We start from the raw sequence: 19,518 nt of genomic DNA, 5'->3' as shown, positions 1-19,518 counted from the left end.
GCCCCTGGTGGGGGGGGCCGGGCCGTCGCCGTACCTCGTTGCCTCGTGCCTCGTGGCTCCTGCTCAGCCCTTGCCGGTCTTCCCGGCCCCGGCCGGGGAATCCGTGGCGGTGTCCGTCGCGGCGTCCTTGCCGAACTTCCCGCCGGAGGTCCCCGCCGCCTTCGCGTCGGACGTGGCATCCGCCTTCGCCTCGGACCCGGTGGCCGTCTTCGCGTCCGCCTTCGCGTCCGTCTTCCCGGCCCCGTCACCGTCCGCCTTCGCCTCCAGGTCGGGCTCCACGATCTCCTCGCGCCCCGGCCGGAGCCGCGACGAGATGACGATGTAGGCAACCGCGAGCAGGAAGACGAGCGCAGCCGTCCAGACGTTCAGCCGGAGGCCCAGGATGTGGTGTGCCTCGTCGACGCGCATGTACTCGATCCAGGCACGCCCCACGCAGTACGCGGCGACGTACAGGGCGAAGACCCTGCCGTGACCGAGCTTGAAGCGGCGGTCGGCCCAGACGACGAAGAGCGCGACGGCGACGCACCACAGCGACTCGTAGAGGAAGGTCGGGTGGTAGAGACCGGCTTCCCGGTTCGGGCCCGCGCTGATCTTCAGTGCCCACGGCAGATCCGTCGGCTTCCCGTACAGCTCCTGGTTGAACCAGTTGCCCCAGCGGCCGATGGCCTGAGCGAGCACGATCCCGGGGGCGATGGCGTCCGCGTACGCCGGGAGGGGGATCCCCCGGCGGCGGCAGCCGATCCAGGCACCGACCGCGCCCAGCGCGATCGCGCCCCAGATCCCGAGGCCGCCCTCCCAGATCTTGAAGGCGTCGACCCAGTTCTCTCCCTCGCTGAAGTAGAGCTGGTAATCGGTGATCACGTGGTAGAGACGGCCGCCGACGAGTCCGAAGGGCACCGCCCAGACGGCGATGTCGGCCACCGTGCCGACCTTTCCGCCCCGGGCGACCCAGCGCTTGCCGCCGTACCAGACGCCGACGAAGACACCGATGATGATGCAGAACGCATAGCCGCGCAGCGGTAGTGGTCCGAGATGGAGCACTCCGGTCGACGGGCTGGGAATGTAGGCAAGGTCCATGGCAGAACCGACGGTACAGTGCCGGGCGGGAGCTGCGGCAACCCGCCCGGCATCCGGATGTCCCTCCCGGCCGACTTTTTTCCCTCGGGGCGCGGTCGGCGCCGGTGGCCGTCCCCGGTCTCAGGCGGCGGGCTGCTCCCCGGGCCGGGCCTCGGGGACCGTCGCCGAGTGCGCCGCCGGCTCCGGGGCGCCCGGGGCGTCCGAGGCTGACTCCGAAGCCGGTGCCTCGTCGGGGCCCCGCCCCTCCCGCTCCGGGGCTCCCGCCGGGATCGAGGACGGTGCCGTGGGCGTGGCCGTGCCCGGCTTCTTGTCCTTGTTGGCCTCCTTGACCCACTTCTTCAGGTTCTCCGGGGTGATGTTCTCGCTCCCCTTCTTCGGGAAGACCGCCTCACCGTTGAGCAGCACGGTCGGCGTCCCGGAGAAACCGCCCGTGCGGAACGCCTCGGCGGCCTTGTCCACCCACTGGTCGTGCCCGCCCTTCTCCACGCACTGGCGGAAGCCGGGCGCCGACTCCAGGCCCGGCACCTTGCCCGCCAGCTCCAGCAGCTTGTCGTTGCTCGCGAAGGCGTCGTCCGTCTCCAGCGGCTGGTTCGCGTAGAGAACGTCGTGGTACGGGGGGAACTTGCCGGCGTCCTGCGCGCACGCGGCGGCGTTGGCCGCGCGCAGCGAGCCCGTGCCGCCCATGTTGCCGTCGATGATCGTCGCGAGGTGGTACTCGACCTTCAGCTCGCCCGACCGCTCCAGCTCGTGGATCACCCGCCGGAAGCCGTTCTCGAACTGGGCGCAGGCCGGGCAGCGGAAGTCCTCGTACACCGTGAGGGTGGCCGGCGCGTCCGTCGCCCCCACAGGGATCGCCAGGTCGTCCTTGCCGTTCACACCGGACGGCGCGCTCGCCGCACCCGCCGCTTCGATTTCCCTGTCCTTCTTCACGTTCGCCGCGATCACACCGACGACGCCGACCATGCCGAGCACGCCGGCCACGGTCGCCGCCATGATCAGCGTGCGCCTGCGCTTCTCCCGCGCCCGGTCCGCCACGCGTTCCTGCTGGAGCCGCTCTCTCGCGCTCCTCTTTGCCTCACGGTTCTTCTCGCTCACGCCCACAGCAACGAACCGGGGAGGTGCCTCCGCACCTCCCCGGTCCCACTTCCACCCGTACGGGTGACCCTTCCGCCCGATGTTCCCGGGCGCCCGGGGTCAGCGCTTGCGGACGCCCTCGGCCAGCTCAGCGGCGAGTTCACGCACCGCGACCAGCCCCGTCGCCGCGTCGGGGGCGTCCAGCATCCGCTGGACGAACGCGGAGCCCACGATCACGCCGTCCGCGAACCCCGCGACCTCCGCGGCGTGCTCGGCGTTGGACACCCCGAGTCCGACGCAGACCGGCAGGTCGGTGGTGGCGCGGGTCCGCTCCACCAGGTTCCGCGCCTCCAGGCCCACGGAGGTCCGCGTGCCGGTGACGCCCATCAGCGAGGCCGCGTAGACGAAACCGCTGCCGGCCGCGGTGATCGTGGCCAGCCGCGCGTCCTTGCTGCTGGGCGCCACCACGAAGACGGTCGCCAGACCGTGCTTGCCGGCGTGTTCGCGCCACACGGCGGACTCCTGGACGGGCAGGTCGGGCAGGATGCACCCGGCGCCGCCCGCCTCGGCCAGCTCGGCGGTGAACCGCTCGACGCCGTACCGGTCGATCGGGTTCCAGTACGTCATCACCAGCACCGGCTTGCCGGTCGCCTCGTACGCCTCACGGACCGTGCGCATCACGTCGGCGATCTTCACGCCGCCGCGCAGCGCGATGTCGTCGGCGGTCTGGATGACGGGGCCGTCGAGCACGGGGTCACTGTGCGGCAGCCCGACCTCGACGATGTCGGCGCCGCCGTCGAAGACCGCCTTCACGGCGGCGATGCCGCCGTCCACGGTGGGGAAGCCCGCCGGGAGGTAGGCGATCAGCGCGGCCCGGTTCTCGGCCCTGGCGCCCGCGAGGGTGTCGTTCAGCAGCCCGATGTTCCCGCTCACTTGGCGTCCTCCCCGTTGCCGTTACCGGTGCCGTTGCCGGCGCCGCTGCCGTTGTCCTCGTCGTATAGGCCGAAGTACTTGGCCGCGGTGTCCATGTCCTTGTCGCCGCGCCCGGAGAGGTTGACGACGATCAGGCCGTCCTTCCCCAGCTCACGCCCCAGCTCCAGCGCTCCGGCCAGCGCGTGCGCGCTCTCGATCGCCGGGATGATGCCCTCGGTGCGCGAGAGCAGCAGCAGCGCCCGCATCGCGTCGTCGTCGGTCACGGCCCGGTACTCGCCGCGCCCGCTGTCCTTGAGGTACGCGTGCTCCGGGCCGATGCCCGGGTAGTCGAGCCCGGCGGAGATCGAGTACGGCTCGGTGATCTGGCCCTCCTCGTCCTGGAGGACGTACGAGCGCGAACCGTGCAGGACGCCGGGCTCGCCCGCCGTCAGGGTGGCGGCGTGCTCGCCGGTCTCGACACCGTGGCCGGCGGGCTCGCACCCCACCAGGCGGACGCCCGCGTCGGGGATGAACGCGTGGAAGAGGCCGATCGCGTTCGAACCGCCGCCCACGCACGCCACGGCGGCGTCGGGCAGCCGTCCGGCGCGCTCCAGGATCTGGCGGCGGGCCTCGACACCGATGACGCGGTGGAAGTCGCGGACCATGGCGGGGAAGGGGTGCGGGCCCGCGACCGTGCCGAACAGGTAGTGCGTACGGTCGACATTGGCCACCCAGTCGCGGAACGCCTCGTTGATGGCGTCCTTCAGCGTCCGGCTGCCGGACTTCACCGGGATGACCTCGGCGCCCAGCATCCGCATCCTGGCCACGTTCAGGGCCTGGCGCTGCGTGTCGATCTCGCCCATGTAGATGGTGCATTCGAGGCCGAACAGCGCGCACGCGGTCGCGGTGGCGACCCCGTGCTGTCCGGCGCCGGTCTCGGCGATGACCCGGGTCTTGCCCATCCGCCGGGTCAGCAGGGCCTGGCCGAGCACGTTGTTGATCTTGTGTGAACCGGTGTGGTTCAGGTCCTCGCGCTTGAGGAAGATCCGCGCGCCGCCGGCGTGCTCGGCGAACCGGGGGACGTCGGTCAGCGCGCTGGGCCGACCGGTGTAGTTGACCAGGAGGTCGCCCAGCTCGGCGACGAAGGCGGGGTCGCCCTTCGCCTTCTCGTACTCGACGGCGACCTCGTCGACGGCGGCGACGAGCGCCTCGGGGATGAACTTGCCGCCGAAGGCACCGAAGTACCCCTCGGCGCTGGGGACCTGACCCTCGGGGTCGGGAATGAAGAATGATGACTCGGACACGCGGGAACTCCTCGGAACAGCGGACGGAGGGCACCGTGGCGCGTCGGGCAGGCGTCATCGCCGCGAGAGGAAGCGTCCTCCTGGACGCGTGGGGCGCGTACGATCACCTGCTCCGGCGCGCACCGCGCCAAGACCCACCCGGACCTGCCGGTCGACGGATGACCCGGACCTGCCGGTCACGGGCGACCCGGACCTACCGGTCGGCGGGTGCGGGGGTCTGGGGCGCGGTGGTGCGACGCCATCGCATTCCGTTGACCTGGCCGGGCTCGTCACCGATCACGTACCGCACCCGCCGTCCGTGCACCCGCCGGGCCGGCGCGCGGCAGCCCCGCGGACGGCACCCGCGCGCGAGCGGCGCGTGGGCGTCCGGCGTCGGGACCGCGGAGCGGACGGCGGCGGGCATGGCGGGGTCAGTCCCTCCCGTGCCGGAGCGCGGGGTGCGCGCCCGCGGCGACCAGGTCCGCGACCGCGGACTTCGGGTCACGGCCGGTGACCAGGGACTCGCCGACGAGTACGGCGTCGGCCCCGGCGTTGGCGTACGCGATCAGGTCGTGCGGCCCGCGCACCCCCGACTCGGCGATCTTCAGGATGCCGGCCGGGATCTCCGGGGCGACCCGCTCGAACGTGGAGCGGTCGACCTTGAGGGTCTTCAGGTCGCGCGCGTTGACGCCGATGACCTTCGCCCCGGCGTCCACGGCGCGCTCGGTCTCCTCCTCGTCGTGGACCTCCACGATCGGGGTGAGCCCGATGGACACGGCCCGCTCGATCAGCGAGACCAGCGCCGGCTGTTCGAGCGCGGCGACGATCAGCAGCGCCAGGTCGGCGCCGTGCGCGCGCGCCTCCCAGAGCTGGTACGAGGTGACGATGAAGTCCTTGCGCAGGACCGGGATGTCGACCCGGGCGCGGACCGCCTCCAGGTCGGCCAGCGAGCCGCCGAAGCGGCGCTGCTCGGTCAGTACGGAGATGACGGCGGCGCCGCCCGCCTCGTAGTCGGCGGCGAGGCCGGCGGGGTCGGCGATCGCGGCGAGCGCGCCCTTGGACGGGCTGGAGCGCTTGACCTCGCAGATGACCTGGACACCCTCGCCGCTCAGCGCGGCGAGGCCGTCCTTCGCCTGGGGCGCCTTGGCCGCGCGCTCCTTGAGCTCGTCGAGGCCGACACGCGCCTGCCGCTCTGCGAGGTCGGCGCGTACGCCGTCGATGATCTCGTCGAGCACACTCACGCGAGCGGCCCCCTTCCGGGACGGGTGCGGTTCAGTTCGGATCGTACCGACGGTGGCCGGAGCTGCCATCGGGCGCTGTTCGGCCATGTCGTGGGGTCCGGCCCTCCCGATGCTAGCCGGAAGTGGCCGAAGGGCCCGCATCCGGTCGGCCGAGCGTGCCGCTCCCGGGGCCCATCATGGCGCGAGCCACGAGCCGAAAGGCATGTTTCTGATGACACTGAAGGCCACGAGCACGGCACCGAGCGTCCACCACCACAGGGGGCGCTGGGTGATGCGCAGGGGGAGCGCTTTTGCGGCTCTTACCACCCAGATCACCCACACCACCGCGAAGATCACGTAGCCCACGAGGGCCAGCGCGTTGTCGCCGAACGCGGTCAGCGGGTCGCCCTGGGCCAGGGCGTGGGCACCGCGCAGGCCGCCGCAGCCGGGGCAGTAGAGACCGGTGAGGCTGTAGAGCGGGCAGGGCGGGTAGTGGCCGGATTCGTTCGGGTCGACCAGGCCGACGTACGCGAACGCGGCGGCGGCCCCCGCGAGGGCGGCGAGCGGCGCCAGCAGCCGCCTGACCCGGGACGCCGACTGCGGCACCTCGTACGGCGCGGGCGCCCCGTACGGCGCGGGCGGCGGCTGCCGTGGGTCGCCCGGCGGCGGCGCGGCGGGCGGGTGCGGGGCGTTCGGCGCATGGTCCACGCGGTGATTGTCCCCTCTCCCCACGGAAAGACGCAGCCCGGCCTCGCCGGACTGCGTCGTGTGCGGCGGGCCGCCGGGGACATCGCGGTGGACCGCCGGCGCCGCCATGGGACCCCGGGGTACGGGGATCAGACGGTCTGGGCCTGCGCCTGTCCCGCGAGCGGCGCGGCGGCCTCGTGCCGCTCGTGCTGGTGGGCGTCGGCCTGGCCGAGGATCTGCGCCCGGACGTCCTCGGAGCGCAGGTTGACCTGCTTGTTCGCCGCCGCGTTACGGGCAGCGGCCAGCTCCGGCGACTCCTTCGGCATGCCCATGCCCGCAGCCCGCATCGCCATGCCGACGACCCAGCCGAGCAGGACGACGGCGAGGCCGCCGTAGAACGCGAGGAAGTTGACCGCCACCATGCCGACTCCCGAGATGCAGAAGCCGATGAAGGCGATGGTGACGCCGGTCCAGGCCGCCGGGGTGTGTCCGTGGCTGCTGCCCGCCATGAGTTCTCCTCGTTGCTGTTGCGCCGGATGCGCTGGGGTGGGTCGGATGCGCTGGGTGAGCCGGACGCTCAGCGCATATTGTCCCGCATGCGCGGGCCGGACGGCTTCGGGGGGTCTCGGTGTGAGTCAGCTCTCGCGGGTCGGATCCTCGCCGCGGTCCAGGGCCTTCCAGAGGTCCTCGGGCCGGTCGGGGTCCACCACGGGTGCCTTGCGGGCGCCGCGGCCGCCGCCCGGCCCGGCCGCGGCGGCCTGGCCGGGCCGCTCGTACCGGCCGGACATCGCGGGCCAGCGGCGGCCGTACACGACGGCGAGCACGCCCGCGAGGAGGATCAGCGCGCCGCCCGCCGTGGTCACGTAGGGCCACGCGGTGTGGCTCAGCCCGGAGACCGTGGCGGCGGTGTCGCCGGTGGTCTGCGCGGCCTTCTCGTCGAGCGCCCCGCGGTCGGAGGCACCCAGGAACGCGGCGACGGCCGCCCCCGTACCGCTCAGGGCGAGCAGCGCGGCGACCAGCCGCCGCCCGGCCCCCCGGACGGCGAAGACGGCGACGAGCGCGGCGAGGCCGACGATCGCGAGGGCGGCGGGCACGCCGGTGATGTCACGGCCGTCGGCGTCGAGCGGCAGCGAACCGCCGCCGATGGCCGCCGCGCCCTCGGCCCAGGTCTGGCCGGAGGCGATCAGCACCACGGCGGCGCCGAGCGCGCCGAGGAGCAGGGCCGCGCCGAGACTGCGGCGGCTGCCGCGGGAATCGGCGGCCGCGGAGCCTGCGGAGGTACGGGGCTGGGGTACGGGTACGGCACTCACGTATCCCACTATCCCCTACCGCCGCAAACCCCCCGGAGCCCGGGGCCCGCCGCGACGCTCCCCGGGCGTCTCACCCCGTCCCGCGCCACGCGCCCACATGCCGCTCGCGCCCTCGCTCACGCGCCGCTCAGCCGGTTCGCGGTGTGGACGGCCCGGAGCACCGCCGCCGCCTTGTTGCGGCACTCGGTGTCCTCCGAGACCGGGTCGGAGTCCGCGACGACGCCCGCGCCCGCCTGGACGTAGGCCGTACCGTCGCGCAGCAGCGCCGTACGGATGGCGATGGCCGTGTCCGAGTCACCGGCGAAGTCGAGGTAGCCGACGCACCCGCCGTACAGTCCCCGCCGGGTGGGCTCCAGCTCGTCGATGATCTGCATGGCGCGCGGCTTGGGCGCGCCGGAGAGGGTGCCCGCCGGGAAGCAGGCGGTCAGCACGTCGAAGGCGGTACGGCTCTTGGCGACCCGGCCCGTCACGGTGGAGACGATGTGCATGACGTGGGAGTACCGCTCGACCGACATGAAGTCGACGACCTCGACGCTGCCCGGCTCGCAGACCCGGCCGAGGTCGTTGCGGCCGAGGTCGACGAGCATCAGGTGCTCGGCGCGCTCCTTGGGGTCGGCGAGGAGTTCGTCGGCGAGCGCCTGGTCCTCCTGCGGGGTGGCGCCGCGCGGCCGGGTACCGGCGATGGGGTGGACCATCGCGTGGCCGTCCTCCACCTTGACGAGCGCCTCCGGGCTGGAGCCGACGACGTCGAAGCCGGTCCCGCCCTCCTCGGTGGCGGGGAAGCGGAAGAGGTACATGTACGGGCTCGGGTTGGTGGCCCGCAGCACCCGGTACACGTCGAGCGCGCTCGCGGTGACGGGCGTCTCGAACCGCTGGGAGGGGACGACCTGGAAGGCCTCGCCCGCCCTGATCCGCTCCTTGATGTCCTCGACGGCGTCCTGGTAGGCGGGGCCGCCCCACAGCGCCGAGTACGCGGGCAGCTCGGAAGCGGGCAGTTCGACGGGCGGCGAGTGGACCGGCCGGTCGAGATCGGCGGCCATCGCGTCGAGCCGGGCGACGGCGTCCGCGTACGCCTCGTCCACGCCGGTGTCGAGATCGTTGTGGTTGATCGCGTTGGCGATCAGCAGGACGGAGCCGTCCCAGTGGTCGAGGACCGCGAGATCCGAGGTGAGCAGCATGGTCAGCTCGGGGATGCGCAGATCGTCGCGGGCGTGGTCGCCGATCTTCTCCAGCCGGCGGACGATGTCGTACCCGAGGTAGCCGACCATGCCGCCGGTGAAGGGCGGCATGCCGGAGGCGAGGTCGCGGGGGGTGTGGAGGGTCTCGACGGTGGCGCGCAGGGCGGCCAGCGGGTCACCGTCGACGGGGACGCCGACCGGCGGCGTACCCAGCCAGTGCGTCCGCCCGTCGCGCGCGGTGAGGGTGCCGGCCGACCGTACCCCGATGAACGAGTAGCGGGACCAGGAGCGGCCGTTCTCGGCGGACTCCAGCAGGAAGGTGCCGGCGCGTTCGCCGGCGAGCTTGCGGTACAGGCCGACCGGGGTGTCGCCGTCCGCGAGGAGGCGCCGGCTGACGGGGATGACGCGGCGGTCCACCGCCAGCTTGCGGAAGGTCTCAAGGTCCATGGCGGCTGACCCTACTCGGTGTGGGTACGGGGGCGTAGGGTGCGCGACGGGCGCACGGGGGGTGCGACGAACGGGCCCGCCCGCCGGGCGGCGGGCTCAGCCGTCCGAAGGGTGTCGCGGAAGGCCGCGGACTCACTCGCCCAGGGGCAGGACGTCCGCGTCGAAGCAGGTGCGCGCGCCGGTGTGGCAGGCGGCGCCGACCTGGTCGACCTGGACGAGGACGGTGTCCGCGTCGCAGTCCAGGGCGACGGACTTCACGTGCTGGACGTGGCCGGAGGTGTCCCCCTTCACCCAGTACTCCCGGCGGCTGCGGGACCAGTAGGTGCAGCGGCCGGTGGTCAGCGTGCGGTGCAGGGCCTCGTCGTCCATCCAGCCGAGCATCAGCACCTCGCCGGTGTCGTACTGCTGGGCGATCGCCGGGACCAGTCCGTCGGCGCTGCGCTTGAGACGGGCGGAGATGGCGGGGTCGAGCCCTCCGGTGGGGGACGCGTCCCCGGTCGTGCTGGTCATAGGGCCCATTGTGCCGCGCCCGCCCGGTTCCCCGGGTGGGGCGTCCACTGGGCGGACGCGATCCGGCCGCCGTACGCTGGACACATGTCGACCCATGCAAAGCGTGAACGACTTCTGCTCGCCGACCTGTTGGAGGCGGCGGGCCCCGATGCCCCGACGCTCTGCGACGGCTGGCTGACCCGCGATCTCGCGGCCCACGTGGTGGTGCGCGAACGCCGCCCCGACGCCGCGGCCGGGATGATGCTGACGGCGCTCAACGACCGCCTGGAGCGGGTGCAGGCCGAGTATGTCGCGAAGCCGTACGAGGAACTGATCCAGCTCATCAGGACGGGGCCGCCGAAGATGTCGCCGTACGGCATCAAGCAGCTCGACGAGGTGGCGAACACGGTGGAGTTCTACATCCACACGGAGGACGTCCGGCGGGCACAGCCCGACTGGACACCCCGGGAGGTGGACCGCGTCTTCGCCGACACCCTGTGGTCGAGGCTGGAGAAGGGCGGCCGGCTGATGGGCCGCAAGTCCCCGGTGGGTCTGGTGCTGCGCCGCCCGGACGGCCAGACGGCGGTGGCGCACCGGGGCACCCCGGTGGTGACGGCGACGGGCGAGCCGGGCGAGCTGCTGCTGTTCCTGTCGGGGCGGCAGGAGGCGGCGAGGGTCGAGCTGGAGGGCGAGAAGGAAGCGATCGACCGGGTGCAGGGCGCCAAGCTGGGGTTCGCGTAAGGAGCCGGGCACCACGTGACGGGAGGGGCCGCCGGACCGGACCGGTCCGGTGAGTTCCCCGGAGAGGCGCGGCCCGGCGGCCCCCGTCGCGCGCCCCGGTCACCGTGTCCGGGGGATCACCGTGTCCAGTAGGAGATGTTGCGGAAGCGGGCCTCGGCGCGGCCGGATCCGTGGTGGTAGACGCCGTTCTTGAAGTAGCGGGTGGCGGGTCCCCGGTCGGCGACGGTCAGAACGAGCGAGTCGTCGAAGTAGACCTTGATGGAGCCGGTGCCCGAGCTCGCCGTGTGGGCGATCTTCACGTTGAACCAGGTGTTGTACGCGCCCGTCCTGAGCACCGTGCCGTCGTAGCGCCGTACGGTGCCGCCGTTGGTGTCGAAGACGTTGAGCATGATGTCCGTGGCGGGAGTGCCCGCGGGGTGGACGCCCCGGAGGATCTGGACGAACGAGGCCCCGTCGGTGCCGGACGGGAGATAGACGTCCGCGTCCCACATGTGGTTGCCCGTGGAGTAGTCGCCCTTCCAGCGCATCTCGGTGCGCGGGTCGGTGGTGCTGCCCTCCTGGAAGGGCTCGTCGGTGGAGTACACCCACATCCGGTGGACGCCGCCGCTGGAGCTGTGCCGGTCGGCGAGATCGAGGTTCCAGGGTTTCTGCCAGCTGTACGTGAACGCCGTCGGCGTCCATCCGTCGGTCGGGTCGGCGGCCGTGACGGCGCCGGCGGGCAGGGCCGGCGGCAGGGCGAGCGCGGCCCCGCCGGCCAGCAGGCCGGCCCCGGCCCGTAAGACGTTTCTCCGGTTCATCAGGTGCCCTTTCCGGTGAGGGAGTGGGTCGGTCGGGACGGGTCCCGTGGGGAGCCGCCCGTGATGTCGTGCGAGGAACGCGAGGGGCAGGCAACACCAATACATCGGAGGAGTCAAGGGCTTCAGAGCGATCGCCTCGCCTGGCCACAACGGCCATATCCGACCGATGATCGCCGATTTATGGCCCGAATCCGCCACCCACACCCTCATTGACAGGTGCACGTAACACGCCTAGGTTCCCCGACACACCCGATGTATCGAGGGGAATCGAAGGGAATCGAGGGATACGTCGATGCGACCTGCCGGCGATTTCGGCAACCTGTCGGATTCCTCGGATTCCTCGGATTCCTCGGATTCCGGAGGACGATGATGAAGGCGCGGCACGCCCGAGGGCCCCGCCGCGACTGCCGCGGCGGGGCCCTCGGTGCGTACCGGACGGGCCGGGCGCGGGTGGCGCGGGTGTCACCGCACCGGCCGGCCCGCCTGCCGCAGTGCGTCCTTGACCTCGCCGATGCGCAGATCGCCGAAGTGGAAGACCGAGGCCGCCAGTACGGCGTCGGCGCCCGCCTCGACCGCCGGGGCGAAGTGGGCGAGTTTCCCCGCGCCGCCCGAGGCGATGACCGGGACGGTGACGTGGGCGCGTACGGCCGCGATCATCTCGGTGTCGTAGCCGTCCTTGGTGCCGTCGGCGTCCATCGAGTTGAGCAGGATCTCGCCCGCGCCCAGCTCCGCCGCCTCGTGGGCCCACTCGACGGCGTCCAGGCCGGTGCCCCTGCGGCCGCCGTGGGTGGTGACCTCGAAGGATCCCGACGGGGTGCGGCGCGCGTCGACCGACAGCACGAGGACCTGGCGTCCGAAGCGCTCGGCGATCTCGCGGATCAGCTCGGGGCGGGCGATGGCCGCCGTGTTGACGCCGACCTTGTCCGCGCCCGCCCGCAGCAGCTTGTCGACGTCCTCGGCGGTCCGTACGCCGCCGCCGACCGTGAGCGGGATGAAGACCTGCTCCGCCGTGCGGCGCACCACGTCGTAGGTCGTCTCGCGGTCGCCCGACGAGGCGGTGATGTCGAGGAAGGTCAGCTCGTCGGCGCCCTCGGCGTCGTACAGCCGGGCCATCTCGACCGGGTCGCCCGCGTCGCGCAGGTTCTGGAAGTTGACGCCCTTGACGACCCGGCCCTGGTCGACGTCGAGGCAGGGGATCACCCGTACGGCCAGGGTCATGCGGCACCTCCGCGCTCGCCGGGTCCGCGGTACGCCTCGACCTCGACCTCGACCACCAGGCTCGGGTCGATCAGTCCCGCCACCACGAGCATGGAGGCGGCGGGCCGCACCGCGTCGAAGAGTTCCTTGTGGGCGCGGCCGACCTCGTCCGCGTCCCGTACGTGGGTGAGGTACATCCGGGTCCGTACGACGTGCTCGGCGCCGAGCCCCAGCTCCTTCAGCGCCCCGAGCGCCACGCCGAACGCGGTGACGGTCTGCTCGTACGGGCCGCCCTCCGCGATCCGGCCGTCGACCACCGACGTGCAGCCGGAGACCAGGACGAGCCCGTTCGGCAGTTCCACCGCGCGGGAGTAGCCGAAGGACTCCTCCCAGGGGCCGCCGGAGGAGATCCTCCGTACGGCCGCGGGGTCGTCGCTCATCCGGACACCGCCGCGAGCGCCTCTTCCAGGGTGAACGCCTCGGCGTACAGGGCCTTGCCGACGATCGCTCCCTCGACGCCCTCGGGCACCAGCGTGGCGATGGCCCGCAGGTCGTCGAGGGAGGAGACGCCGCCGGAGGCGACGACGGGCTTGTCGGTCGCGGCGCAGACGTTCTTCAACAGCTCCAGGTTGGGGCCCTGGAGGGTGCCGTCCTTGGCGATGTCGGTGACGACGTACCGCGCGCACCCCTCGGAGTCCAGCCGGGCCAGCGTCTCGTAGAGGTCGCCGCCGTCACGGGTCCAGCCGCGGCCGCGCAGGGTCGTACCGCGGACGTCGAGGCCGACCGCGATCTTGTCGCCGTGCTCGGCGATGATCCGGGCGACCCACTCCGGGGTCTCCAGCGCGGCCGTGCCGAGGTTGACGCGGGTGCAGCCGGTGGCGAGGGCCGCGGCGAGCGAGGCGTCGTCGCGGATGCCGCCGGACAGTTCGACCTTGATGTCCATGGCGTCGGCGACCTCGGCGATCAGCTTCCGGTTGTCACCGGTGCCGAAGGCCGCGTCGAGGTCGACGAGGTGCAGCCACTCGGCGCCGGCGCGCTGCCAGGTGAGGGCGGCTTCGAGCGGGGAGCCGTACGAGGTCTCCGAACCGGACTCGCCGTGGACGAGCCGTACGGCCTGGCCGTCGCGGACGTCGACGGCGGGGAGGAGTTCCAGCTTCGGGAGCCGCGGCACATCGGACTTCGGCGCATTCGGTACAGAAGACATTCAGAGGGTTCCGATCCAGTTGGTCAGCAACTCGGCGCCGGCGTCGCCGGACTTCTCGGGGTGGAACTGGGTGGCCCACAGGGCGCCGTTCTCCACGGCCGCCACGAACGGCTCGCCGTGGGTGGCCCAGGTGACCCGGGGGGCGCGGATCTTGGCGTTGGTGACTTCCAGGCTCCACTCCCGCGCGGCGTACGAGTGCACGAAGTAGAACCGGGCGTCGGGGTCGAGCCCGGCGAACAGCCGGCTGTCGTCCGGCGCCTCGACGGTGTTCCACCCCATGTGCGGGACGACGGGGGCCTTCAGCGGCCCGACGGTGCCCGGCCACTCGCCGAGCCCCTCGCTCTCCACGCCGTGCTCGATGCCGCGGTCGAAGAGGATCTGCATGCCGACGCAGATCCCCATGACGGGACGGCCGCCGGCCAGCCTGCGGCCGATGATCCAGTCGCCGCGCGCGGCGGTGAGCCCCTTCATGCAGGCGGAGAAGGCGCCGACGCCGGGGACGAGCAGCCCGTCGGCGTTCATCGCCCGGTCGAAGTCGCGGGTGATCTCCACGTCGGCCCCGGCGCGGGCGAGGGCGCGCTCGGCCGAGCGGACGTTGCCGAACCCGTAGTCGAAGACCACCACGCTCTTGTTGTCGGTCATCCCCAGAGTCCTTGGATCCGCAGGACGCCCGCCACCAGGCAGAGCACGGAGCAGAGTCCCAGCAGCACGATCACGCCCATGGGCAGCTTCTGCTTGTGGAAGGAGTACACACCGCCGGCGAGGAAGAGCCCCACGACGATCAGGATGGTCGACAGACCGGTCACAGCGCGCCCTTGGTCGAAGGAAGGATTCCGGCGGCGCGCGGGTCGCGCTCGGAGGCGTACCGCAGGGCGCGGGCGAGCGCCTTGAACTGGCACTCCACGATGTGGTGCGCGTTGCGCCCGTACGGGACGTGGACGTGCAGGGCGATCTGGGCCTGGGCGACGAAGGACTCCAGGATGTGCCGGGTCATCGTCGTGTCGTACGCGCCGATCATCGGCGCCATCGTCTCGGGCTCGGTGTGCACGAGGTACGGGCGGCCCGAGAGGTCGACGGTGACCTGGGCGAGCGACTCGTCCAGCGGCACCGTGCAGTTGCCGAAGCGGTAGATGCCGACCTTGTCGCCGAGGGCCTGTTTGAAGGCGGCGCCGAGCGCGAGGGCGGTGTCCTCGATGGTGTGGTGCGAGTCGATGTGGAGGTCGCCCTCGGTCTTCACCGTGAGGTCGAACAGGCCGTGCCGGCCGAGCTGGTCGAGCATGTGGTCGTAGAAGCCGACCCCGGTCGACACATCGACCTTTCCGCTGCCGTCGAGATCTATCTCGACGACGACGGAGGTCTCCTTCGTCGTGCGTTCCACGCGGCCGATGCGGCTCATGCGCTCTGCTCCTTCTTGAGATCACGTACCGCGTCGAGGAACGCGTCGTTCTCGGACGGGGTGCCCGCGGTCACCCGCAGCCAGCCCGGTACGCCGTTGTCACGGATGAGGACCCCCCGGTCGAGGATCTGCCGCCAGGCCGTGCGGGAGTCCTCGAAGCGGCCGAACTGGACGAAGTTCGCGTCCGATTCGGTGACGTCGAACCCGAGGGCCCGCAACTCCCCGACCAGCCGGTCCCGCTCGGCCTTGAGCGTCTCGACGTACCCGAGCAGCGTATCGGTGTGCTCCAGCGCGGCGAGCGCGGTGGCCTGGGTGACGGCGGAGAGGTGGTACGGCAGGCGCACCAGCTGGACGGCGTCGACCACGGCGGGGTGCGCGGCGAGGTAGCCGAGGCGCAGTCCGGCCGCGCCGAACGCCTTGGACATCGTGCGGGAGACGACGAGGAGCGGGCGGCCCTCGATCAGCGGCAGCAGGGAGGGGCGGTGGCTGAACTCGACGTACGCCTCGTCGACGACGACCAGCGTCGGGCGGACCGCCTGGGCGGCCTCGTACAGCGCGAGGACGGCGTCGGCGCCGACCGCGGTGCCCGTGGGGTTGTTGGGCGAGGTGACGAAGACGACGTCGGGCCGGTGCGCGGTGATCGCCTCGCGCGCCGCGGCGACGTCGATGGTGAAGTCCTCGTTGCGCGGCCCTGAGATCCAGCCGGTGCCGGTGCCCCGCGCGATGAGTCCGTGCATGGAGTACGAGGGCTCGAAGCCGATGGCGGTGCGGCCGGGGCCGCCGAAGGTCTGCAACAGCTGCTGGATGACCTCGTTGGAGCCGTTGGCGGCCCAGACCTGCGCGGCGGTCAGCGGGGGCACCGCGGTGCCCGCCAGGCCGGTGCGGGTGAGGTAGTCGGCGAGCCGCGTGCGCAGTTCGACCGCGTCCCGGTCGGGGTAGCGGTTGAGCCCGCGGGCCGCCTCGCGGACCCGCTCGGCGATCCGCTCGACGAGCGCCTCGGGGAGCGGGTACGGGTTCTCGTTGGTGTTCAGCTGTACGGGGACGTCGAGCTGGGGCGCGCCGTAGGGGGACTTGCCGCGCAGCTCGTCCCGTACGGGCAGGTCGTCGATCCCGAGCGGCCGGGGCGGCGGCTCGGGTGTCTGGGTGGTGCTCACTTGCCGGGTACCTTCCATCCGAACCTTGCCTTGAGCGCCGCGCCGTGCGCGGGCAGATCCTCCGCCTCCGCCAGCGTCACCACATGGTGGGCGACCTCGGCGAGGGCGTCCTCGCTGTAGTCGACGATGTGGATGCCGCGCAGGAAGGACTGGACGGACAGGCCCGAGGAGTGGCAGGCGCAGCCGCCGGTCGGCAGGACGTGGTTGGAGCCCGCGCAGTAGTCGCCGAGCGAGACGGGCGCGTACGGGCCCACGAAGATCGCGCCCGCGTTGCGCACCCGCCCGGCCAGGGCGGCGGCGTCGGCGGTCTGGATCTCCAGGTGTTCGGCGCCGTACGCGTCCACGACGCGCAGGCCGTCCTCGACGGAGTCGACGAGCACGACGGCCGACTGGCGTCCGGTGAGCGCGGGCCGTACCCGGTCCTCGATGTGCTTGGTCGCCGCGACCTGCGGCTCCAGCTCCTTCTCCACGGCGTCGGCCAGTGCGGCGGAGTCGGTGACGAGGACGGCGGCGGCGAGCGGGTCGTGCTCGGCCTGGCTGATCAGGTCGGCGGCGACGTGCACCGGGTCGGCGGTGTCGTCCGCGAGGATGGCGATCTCGGTGGGTCCTGCCTCGGCGTCGATGCCGATCCGGCCGGTGAAGTAGCGCTTGGCGGCGGCGACCCAGATGTTGCCGGGGCCGGTGACCATGTTCGCCGGCGGGCAGCCGTCGGGGCCCGTCGTGCCGTACGCGAACATCGCGACGGCGGAGGCGCCGCCCGCCGCGTACACCTCGTCGATACCGAGCAGCGCGCAGGCGGCCAGGATCGTCGGGTGGGGCAGGCCGCCGAACTCTTTCTGCGCGGGGGAGGCCAGCGCGATGGACGGGACGCCCGCCTCCTGCGCCGGCACCACGTTCATGATCACGGAGGAGGGGTAGACGGACCGGCCGCCGGGCGCGTAGAGGCCCACGCGCTCCACCGGGACCCACTTCTCGGTGACGGTGCCGCCGGGCACGACCTGGGTGGTGTGCGCGGTACGGCGCTGCGCGCGGTGGACCAGGCGGGCGCGGCGGATCGACTCCTCCAGCGCGGCCCGTACGTCGGGGTCGAGCGCCGCCAGGGCATCGGCGAGGGCGGCGGCGGGCACCCGTACGTGCTCCAGCTCGACCCCGTCGAACTTCGCCGCGGACTCGATCAGCGCCGCCGTGCCCCGATGGCGGACGTCCTCGCAGAGGGGCCGCACCTTCTCCAGGGCGGCCGCCACGTCGAACTCGGCTCGGGGCAGCAGGTCACGCAGAGCCACGCCCTCGGGGAGGGTGTCGCCGCGCAGATCGATTCGTGAGATCACGGGGTCAATTCTCGCAGACCGGATCAGGGCGCCGGACGTCTGTATCACTGGCTGATACATGTCCCGGACACCACTCCTCACTACTAGTGTTCAGTTCGTCACCGATCGGGGCACAACGAGGGTAAGGACCGTTTCGCCCAACTGGTCTGTACACCCCTCTGTACATCGCTCCAGACCTCACGTTTTGCATCGATCCACACCACCGGACAGCACCGCACAGCAGCGTTCATCGCTCCACACATCCATGATCGGCAATCACACCCTGTAACCAACGGGGAAGCGGAGGAGCGGCCGTGACCGAGCCGCAGTACAACGAATCTCCGGACTGGCTCAGTGCGGCGGAAGTCGGCATGTGGCAGTCGTTCCGCAACGGCAGCACGTACGACCTGAGCACTCCGGACCCACTCCTGAACGATCCCTTCTCACCCCGCCCCTGGGGCACGGAGCGCAGTGTGCGCGCCCGGGTGATCGCCCTGCTCCTGCTCAACGGGCCGGCGGCGCTGCCCGGCCGGGTCGCCGCGCTCAAGCTGCGGGGCGTCCAGATCACCGGGACGCTCAATCTCGCGGGCGGCACGGTCGCCCCGTACCTGGAGCTGGACCGGTGCCGGTTCGAGAACGAGGTGATCCTGCCCGAGTCGCACTTCACCACGCTGCGGATGGTGGAGTGCGCGATCCCCCGGCTGGAGGCCGCGCGCCTGCGCACCCAGGGCGATCTGCATCTGCCGCGCTGCCGGGTGGAGCGGGGGATCCGGCTGACCGACGCGCAGATCGGCACGGATCTGCTGATCAGCGAGATCGACGTGGGGCCGGACCGGCTCGGCCGGGCGATCGCCGCCGACGGGCTGTCCGTCGCGCAGGACTTCACCGCCGATCAGATCGAGACGTACGGCGAGGTCAGTCTGCGCGGCGCGAAGATCGGCGTGTCGCTGAGCCTGCGCGGCAGCCGGCTGCGCGCCGCGGAGGAGCGGCGGGCGCTCAACGCCCCGCAGCTCACGGTGGAGCGGTCGCTGTACATGGCGGGCGCGTGGATCGCCGACACCACCGATGTCCCCGGCGTGCCGGACGTCGCCCTGGTGACGCCCCCGTACGGCGTCGGCCCGACCGCCACGCCGCTGCTGGGCGCGCGATTACAGCGCTTCGAGTGCCGGGGCGGGGTCCGGCTCGACGACGGGAGGTTCGGGGACGCGCTGGACGTGGACGGCGCGCGGTTCTTCCTGGCCCCGACGGAGGAGCTGTCGCTGCGCCGGATCAGCACGCCGGAGCTGCGGTTCAAGTGCGAGCGCGTGGAGGAGGGCCGGGTCGTGCTGAACGGCGCGCGGATCGTCACGCTCGTCGACATGTCGACGAGCTGGCCGGGTCCCGGCGGCCTCGCCATGGGCGGCTTCGTCTACGAGAACCTCGTGCCGTTCGGTCACTTCCCGCTGCTGCGGCGGCTGGAGTGGCTGGCGGCGGCGACCCCGGAGTACTCCCCGGAGCCGTACGAGCGGCTCGCGCAGGTGCTGCGCAACTGCGGCGAGGACGCGGACGCGCGCGAGGTGCTGCTGGCGAAGCAGCGGCGGCGCCGCGAGACGCTGCCGCTGGCGGCGAAGCTGTGGGGCTACCTCCAGGACTGGACGGTGGCGTACGGCTACCGCCCCGGCCGGGCGGCGCTGTGGATGGCTCTGCTGTGGGGCGCGGGCACGATCGCCTTCGCACGCAACCCGCCGCCGCCGCTGCGGGCGGACGAGCACCCGATGTGGAATCCGGCGCTCTACGCGCTGGACCTGCTCATCCCGGTGATCGATCTGGGCCAGGACGGGTACTGGCTCCCGCAGGGCACCTGGCAGTGGACGGCGGCGGGGCTGGTGGTGCTGGGCTGGATCCTGGCGACCACGGTGGCCACGGGCGCCACCCGGGTCCTGCGAAGGGGCTGACCGCCCGCCCGGTGGCCTCCGGGGACACGGAGGCCACACGGGTCCCAGAGGCCACGCGCGGCACGGGGGCCACCCGGAGTCACCGGCGCCTCCGGAGCCGGGTGTCTCCCC

Annotated in this window: 21 protein-coding genes and 1 pseudogene; 2 read left to right on the top strand and 20 right to left on the bottom strand. The window is 72.4% G+C overall.

Translation table 11 applies throughout. The features are described from left to right. Nucleotides 1-63: 63 nt before the first annotated feature. The 11 genes and pseudogenes from lgt to hisI form a co-directional block, all read right to left on the bottom strand. Nucleotides 64-1,077, bottom strand: coding sequence for a prolipoprotein diacylglyceryl transferase (lgt, locus tag ACFTZC_RS37210; protein WP_382897846.1), 1,014 nt, complete (start codon nt 1,075-1,077; stop codon nt 64-66). Between the two features lie 120 nt (nt 1,078-1,197). Continuing rightward, nucleotides 1,198-2,172 (bottom strand): thioredoxin domain-containing protein, encoded by a 975-nt coding sequence (locus ACFTZC_RS37205; RefSeq protein ID WP_382897844.1) that lies wholly within the window; start codon nt 2,170-2,172, stop codon nt 1,198-1,200. Between the two features lie 99 nt (nt 2,173-2,271). Next, the gene (gene trpA, locus ACFTZC_RS37200) at nt 2,272-3,084 is read right to left on the bottom strand and encodes a tryptophan synthase subunit alpha (RefSeq protein ID WP_382897841.1); all 813 of its coding nucleotides are present in this window, start codon (nt 3,082-3,084) and stop codon (nt 2,272-2,274) included. Continuing rightward, entirely contained in the window at nt 3,081-4,367 is a 1,287-nt protein-coding gene (gene trpB / locus ACFTZC_RS37195) for a tryptophan synthase subunit beta (RefSeq protein ID WP_382897838.1), read from the bottom strand. Before trpB ends, trpA begins: the two co-directional genes overlap by 4 nt. Before the next feature lie 193 nt (nt 4,368-4,560). Further along, nucleotides 4,561-4,770 carry a tryptophan biosynthesis modulator TrpM gene (gene trpM / locus ACFTZC_RS37190; RefSeq protein ID WP_382897835.1) on the bottom strand — a complete coding sequence of 70 codons (210 nt, stop codon included), beginning with the start codon at nt 4,768-4,770 and terminating at the stop codon, nt 4,561-4,563. A 7-nt stretch (nt 4,771-4,777) separates the two neighbouring features. After that, nucleotides 4,778-5,587: an indole-3-glycerol phosphate synthase TrpC gene (gene trpC / locus ACFTZC_RS37185; RefSeq protein WP_365806538.1), complete on the bottom strand. Its 810-nt coding sequence runs from the start codon at nt 5,585-5,587 to the stop codon at nt 4,778-4,780. 174 nt (nt 5,588-5,761) lie between these two features. After that, nucleotides 5,762-6,274, bottom strand: a complete 513-nt coding sequence (locus ACFTZC_RS37180) for a DUF2752 domain-containing protein (RefSeq protein WP_382897832.1) — start codon at nt 6,272-6,274, stop codon at nt 5,762-5,764. A gap of 248 nt (nt 6,275-6,522) precedes the next feature. Beyond that, nucleotides 6,523-6,762, bottom strand: a pseudogene (locus ACFTZC_RS37175) (HGxxPAAW family protein); the annotation flags it as partial. Between the two features lie 126 nt (nt 6,763-6,888). Next, nucleotides 6,889-7,572 carry a TIGR02234 family membrane protein gene (locus ACFTZC_RS37170; RefSeq protein WP_382897829.1) on the bottom strand — a complete coding sequence of 228 codons (684 nt, stop codon included), beginning with the start codon at nt 7,570-7,572 and terminating at the stop codon, nt 6,889-6,891. Between the two features lie 107 nt (nt 7,573-7,679). Continuing rightward, nucleotides 7,680-9,188, bottom strand: coding sequence for an anthranilate synthase component I (locus ACFTZC_RS37165; RefSeq protein WP_382897826.1), 1,509 nt, complete (start codon nt 9,186-9,188; stop codon nt 7,680-7,682). Nucleotides 9,189-9,320: 132 nt separating this feature from the next. Beyond that, on the bottom strand, nt 9,321-9,698 hold the full coding sequence (hisI, locus tag ACFTZC_RS37160) for a phosphoribosyl-AMP cyclohydrolase (protein ID WP_382897824.1): 378 nt from the start codon (nt 9,696-9,698) through the stop codon (nt 9,321-9,323). Between the two features lie 84 nt (nt 9,699-9,782). On the opposite strand from hisI, the gene ACFTZC_RS37155 reads away from it, so the two are divergent. Further along, entirely contained in the window at nt 9,783-10,418 is a 636-nt protein-coding gene (locus ACFTZC_RS37155) for a TIGR03085 family metal-binding protein (protein ID WP_382897821.1), read from the top strand. Between the two features lie 116 nt (nt 10,419-10,534). On the opposite strand, the gene ACFTZC_RS37150 is transcribed toward ACFTZC_RS37155, so the two are convergent. From ACFTZC_RS37150 to hisD, 9 genes are all read right to left on the bottom strand, one after another. Next, nucleotides 10,535-11,215 (bottom strand): polysaccharide lyase family 7 protein, encoded by a 681-nt coding sequence (locus ACFTZC_RS37150; protein WP_382897818.1) that lies wholly within the window; start codon nt 11,213-11,215, stop codon nt 10,535-10,537. Between the two features lie 462 nt (nt 11,216-11,677). After that, nucleotides 11,678-12,433: an imidazole glycerol phosphate synthase subunit HisF gene (gene hisF, locus ACFTZC_RS37145; protein ID WP_382897815.1), complete on the bottom strand. Its 756-nt coding sequence runs from the start codon at nt 12,431-12,433 to the stop codon at nt 11,678-11,680. Beyond that, on the bottom strand, nt 12,430-12,852 hold the full coding sequence (locus ACFTZC_RS37140) for a RidA family protein (RefSeq protein WP_382897812.1): 423 nt from the start codon (nt 12,850-12,852) through the stop codon (nt 12,430-12,432). Before ACFTZC_RS37140 ends, hisF begins: the two co-directional genes overlap by 4 nt. Next, nucleotides 12,849-13,616, bottom strand: a complete 768-nt coding sequence (priA, locus tag ACFTZC_RS37135; protein ID WP_365806553.1) for a bifunctional 1-(5-phosphoribosyl)-5-((5-phosphoribosylamino)methylideneamino)imidazole-4-carboxamide isomerase/phosphoribosylanthranilate isomerase PriA — start codon at nt 13,614-13,616, stop codon at nt 12,849-12,851. The genes ACFTZC_RS37140 and priA overlap by 4 nt, the downstream gene beginning before the upstream one ends. Then, nucleotides 13,617-14,258 (bottom strand): imidazole glycerol phosphate synthase subunit HisH, encoded by a 642-nt coding sequence (gene hisH, locus ACFTZC_RS37130; protein ID WP_382897809.1) that lies wholly within the window; start codon nt 14,256-14,258, stop codon nt 13,617-13,619. It abuts the gene before it with no gap. Further along, complete coding sequence (locus ACFTZC_RS37125) at nt 14,255-14,422, bottom strand: hypothetical protein (protein ID WP_382897807.1); 168 nt, start codon at nt 14,420-14,422, stop codon at nt 14,255-14,257. The genes hisH and ACFTZC_RS37125 overlap by 4 nt, the downstream gene beginning before the upstream one ends. Next, nucleotides 14,419-15,012, bottom strand: coding sequence for an imidazoleglycerol-phosphate dehydratase HisB (gene hisB / locus ACFTZC_RS37120; protein ID WP_382897804.1), 594 nt, complete (start codon nt 15,010-15,012; stop codon nt 14,419-14,421). Before hisB ends, ACFTZC_RS37125 begins: the two co-directional genes overlap by 4 nt. Further along, nucleotides 15,009-16,166, bottom strand: coding sequence for a histidinol-phosphate transaminase (locus ACFTZC_RS37115; protein ID WP_382897802.1), 1,158 nt, complete (start codon nt 16,164-16,166; stop codon nt 15,009-15,011). Before ACFTZC_RS37115 ends, hisB begins: the two co-directional genes overlap by 4 nt. Continuing rightward, a complete protein-coding gene (hisD, locus tag ACFTZC_RS37110) occupies nt 16,163-17,494 on the bottom strand; it encodes a histidinol dehydrogenase (RefSeq protein WP_382897799.1) in 1,332 nt (443 codons plus the stop codon). Before hisD ends, ACFTZC_RS37115 begins: the two co-directional genes overlap by 4 nt. Before the next feature lie 293 nt (nt 17,495-17,787). Between hisD and ACFTZC_RS37105 the strand changes: the two genes are divergently transcribed. Next, nucleotides 17,788-19,407 carry an oxidoreductase gene (locus ACFTZC_RS37105; protein ID WP_382897796.1) on the top strand — a complete coding sequence of 540 codons (1,620 nt, stop codon included), beginning with the start codon at nt 17,788-17,790 and terminating at the stop codon, nt 19,405-19,407. Nucleotides 19,408-19,518 lie beyond the last annotated feature (111 nt).

The sequence above is a fragment of the Streptomyces sp. NPDC056987 genome (assembly GCF_042673865.1).
Classification (GTDB): Bacteria; Actinomycetota; Actinomycetes; order Streptomycetales; family Streptomycetaceae; genus Streptomyces.
This window is presented reverse-complemented; position numbering and strand designations above follow the sequence as displayed.

Excerpts from the sequence above, each read along its gene's own strand:
- hisB (WP_382897804.1), bottom strand. The coding sequence starts at position 15,012 with ATGAGCCGCATCGGCCGCGTGGAACGCACGACGAAGGAGACCTCCGTC.
- hisF (WP_382897815.1), bottom strand. The coding sequence starts at position 12,433 with ATGACCCTGGCCGTACGGGTGATCCCCTGCCTCGACGTCGACCAGGGC.
- lgt (WP_382897846.1), bottom strand. The coding sequence starts at position 1,077 with ATGGACCTTGCCTACATTCCCAGCCCGTCGACCGGAGTGCTCCATCTC.
- ACFTZC_RS37150 (WP_382897818.1), bottom strand. The coding sequence starts at position 11,215 with ATGAACCGGAGAAACGTCTTACGGGCCGGGGCCGGCCTGCTGGCCGGC.
- ACFTZC_RS37165 (WP_382897826.1), bottom strand. The coding sequence starts at position 9,188 with ATGGACCTTGAGACCTTCCGCAAGCTGGCGGTGGACCGCCGCGTCATC.
- hisI (WP_382897824.1), bottom strand. The coding sequence starts at position 9,698 with ATGACCAGCACGACCGGGGACGCGTCCCCCACCGGAGGGCTCGACCCC.
- hisH (WP_382897809.1), bottom strand. The coding sequence starts at position 14,258 with ATGACCGACAACAAGAGCGTGGTGGTCTTCGACTACGGGTTCGGCAAC.
- trpM (WP_382897835.1), bottom strand. The coding sequence starts at position 4,770 with ATGCCCGCCGCCGTCCGCTCCGCGGTCCCGACGCCGGACGCCCACGCG.
- ACFTZC_RS37155 (WP_382897821.1), top strand. The coding sequence starts at position 9,783 with ATGTCGACCCATGCAAAGCGTGAACGACTTCTGCTCGCCGACCTGTTG.
- ACFTZC_RS37140 (WP_382897812.1), bottom strand. The coding sequence starts at position 12,852 with ATGAGCGACGACCCCGCGGCCGTACGGAGGATCTCCTCCGGCGGCCCC.
- priA (WP_365806553.1), bottom strand. The coding sequence starts at position 13,616 with ATGTCTTCTGTACCGAATGCGCCGAAGTCCGATGTGCCGCGGCTCCCG.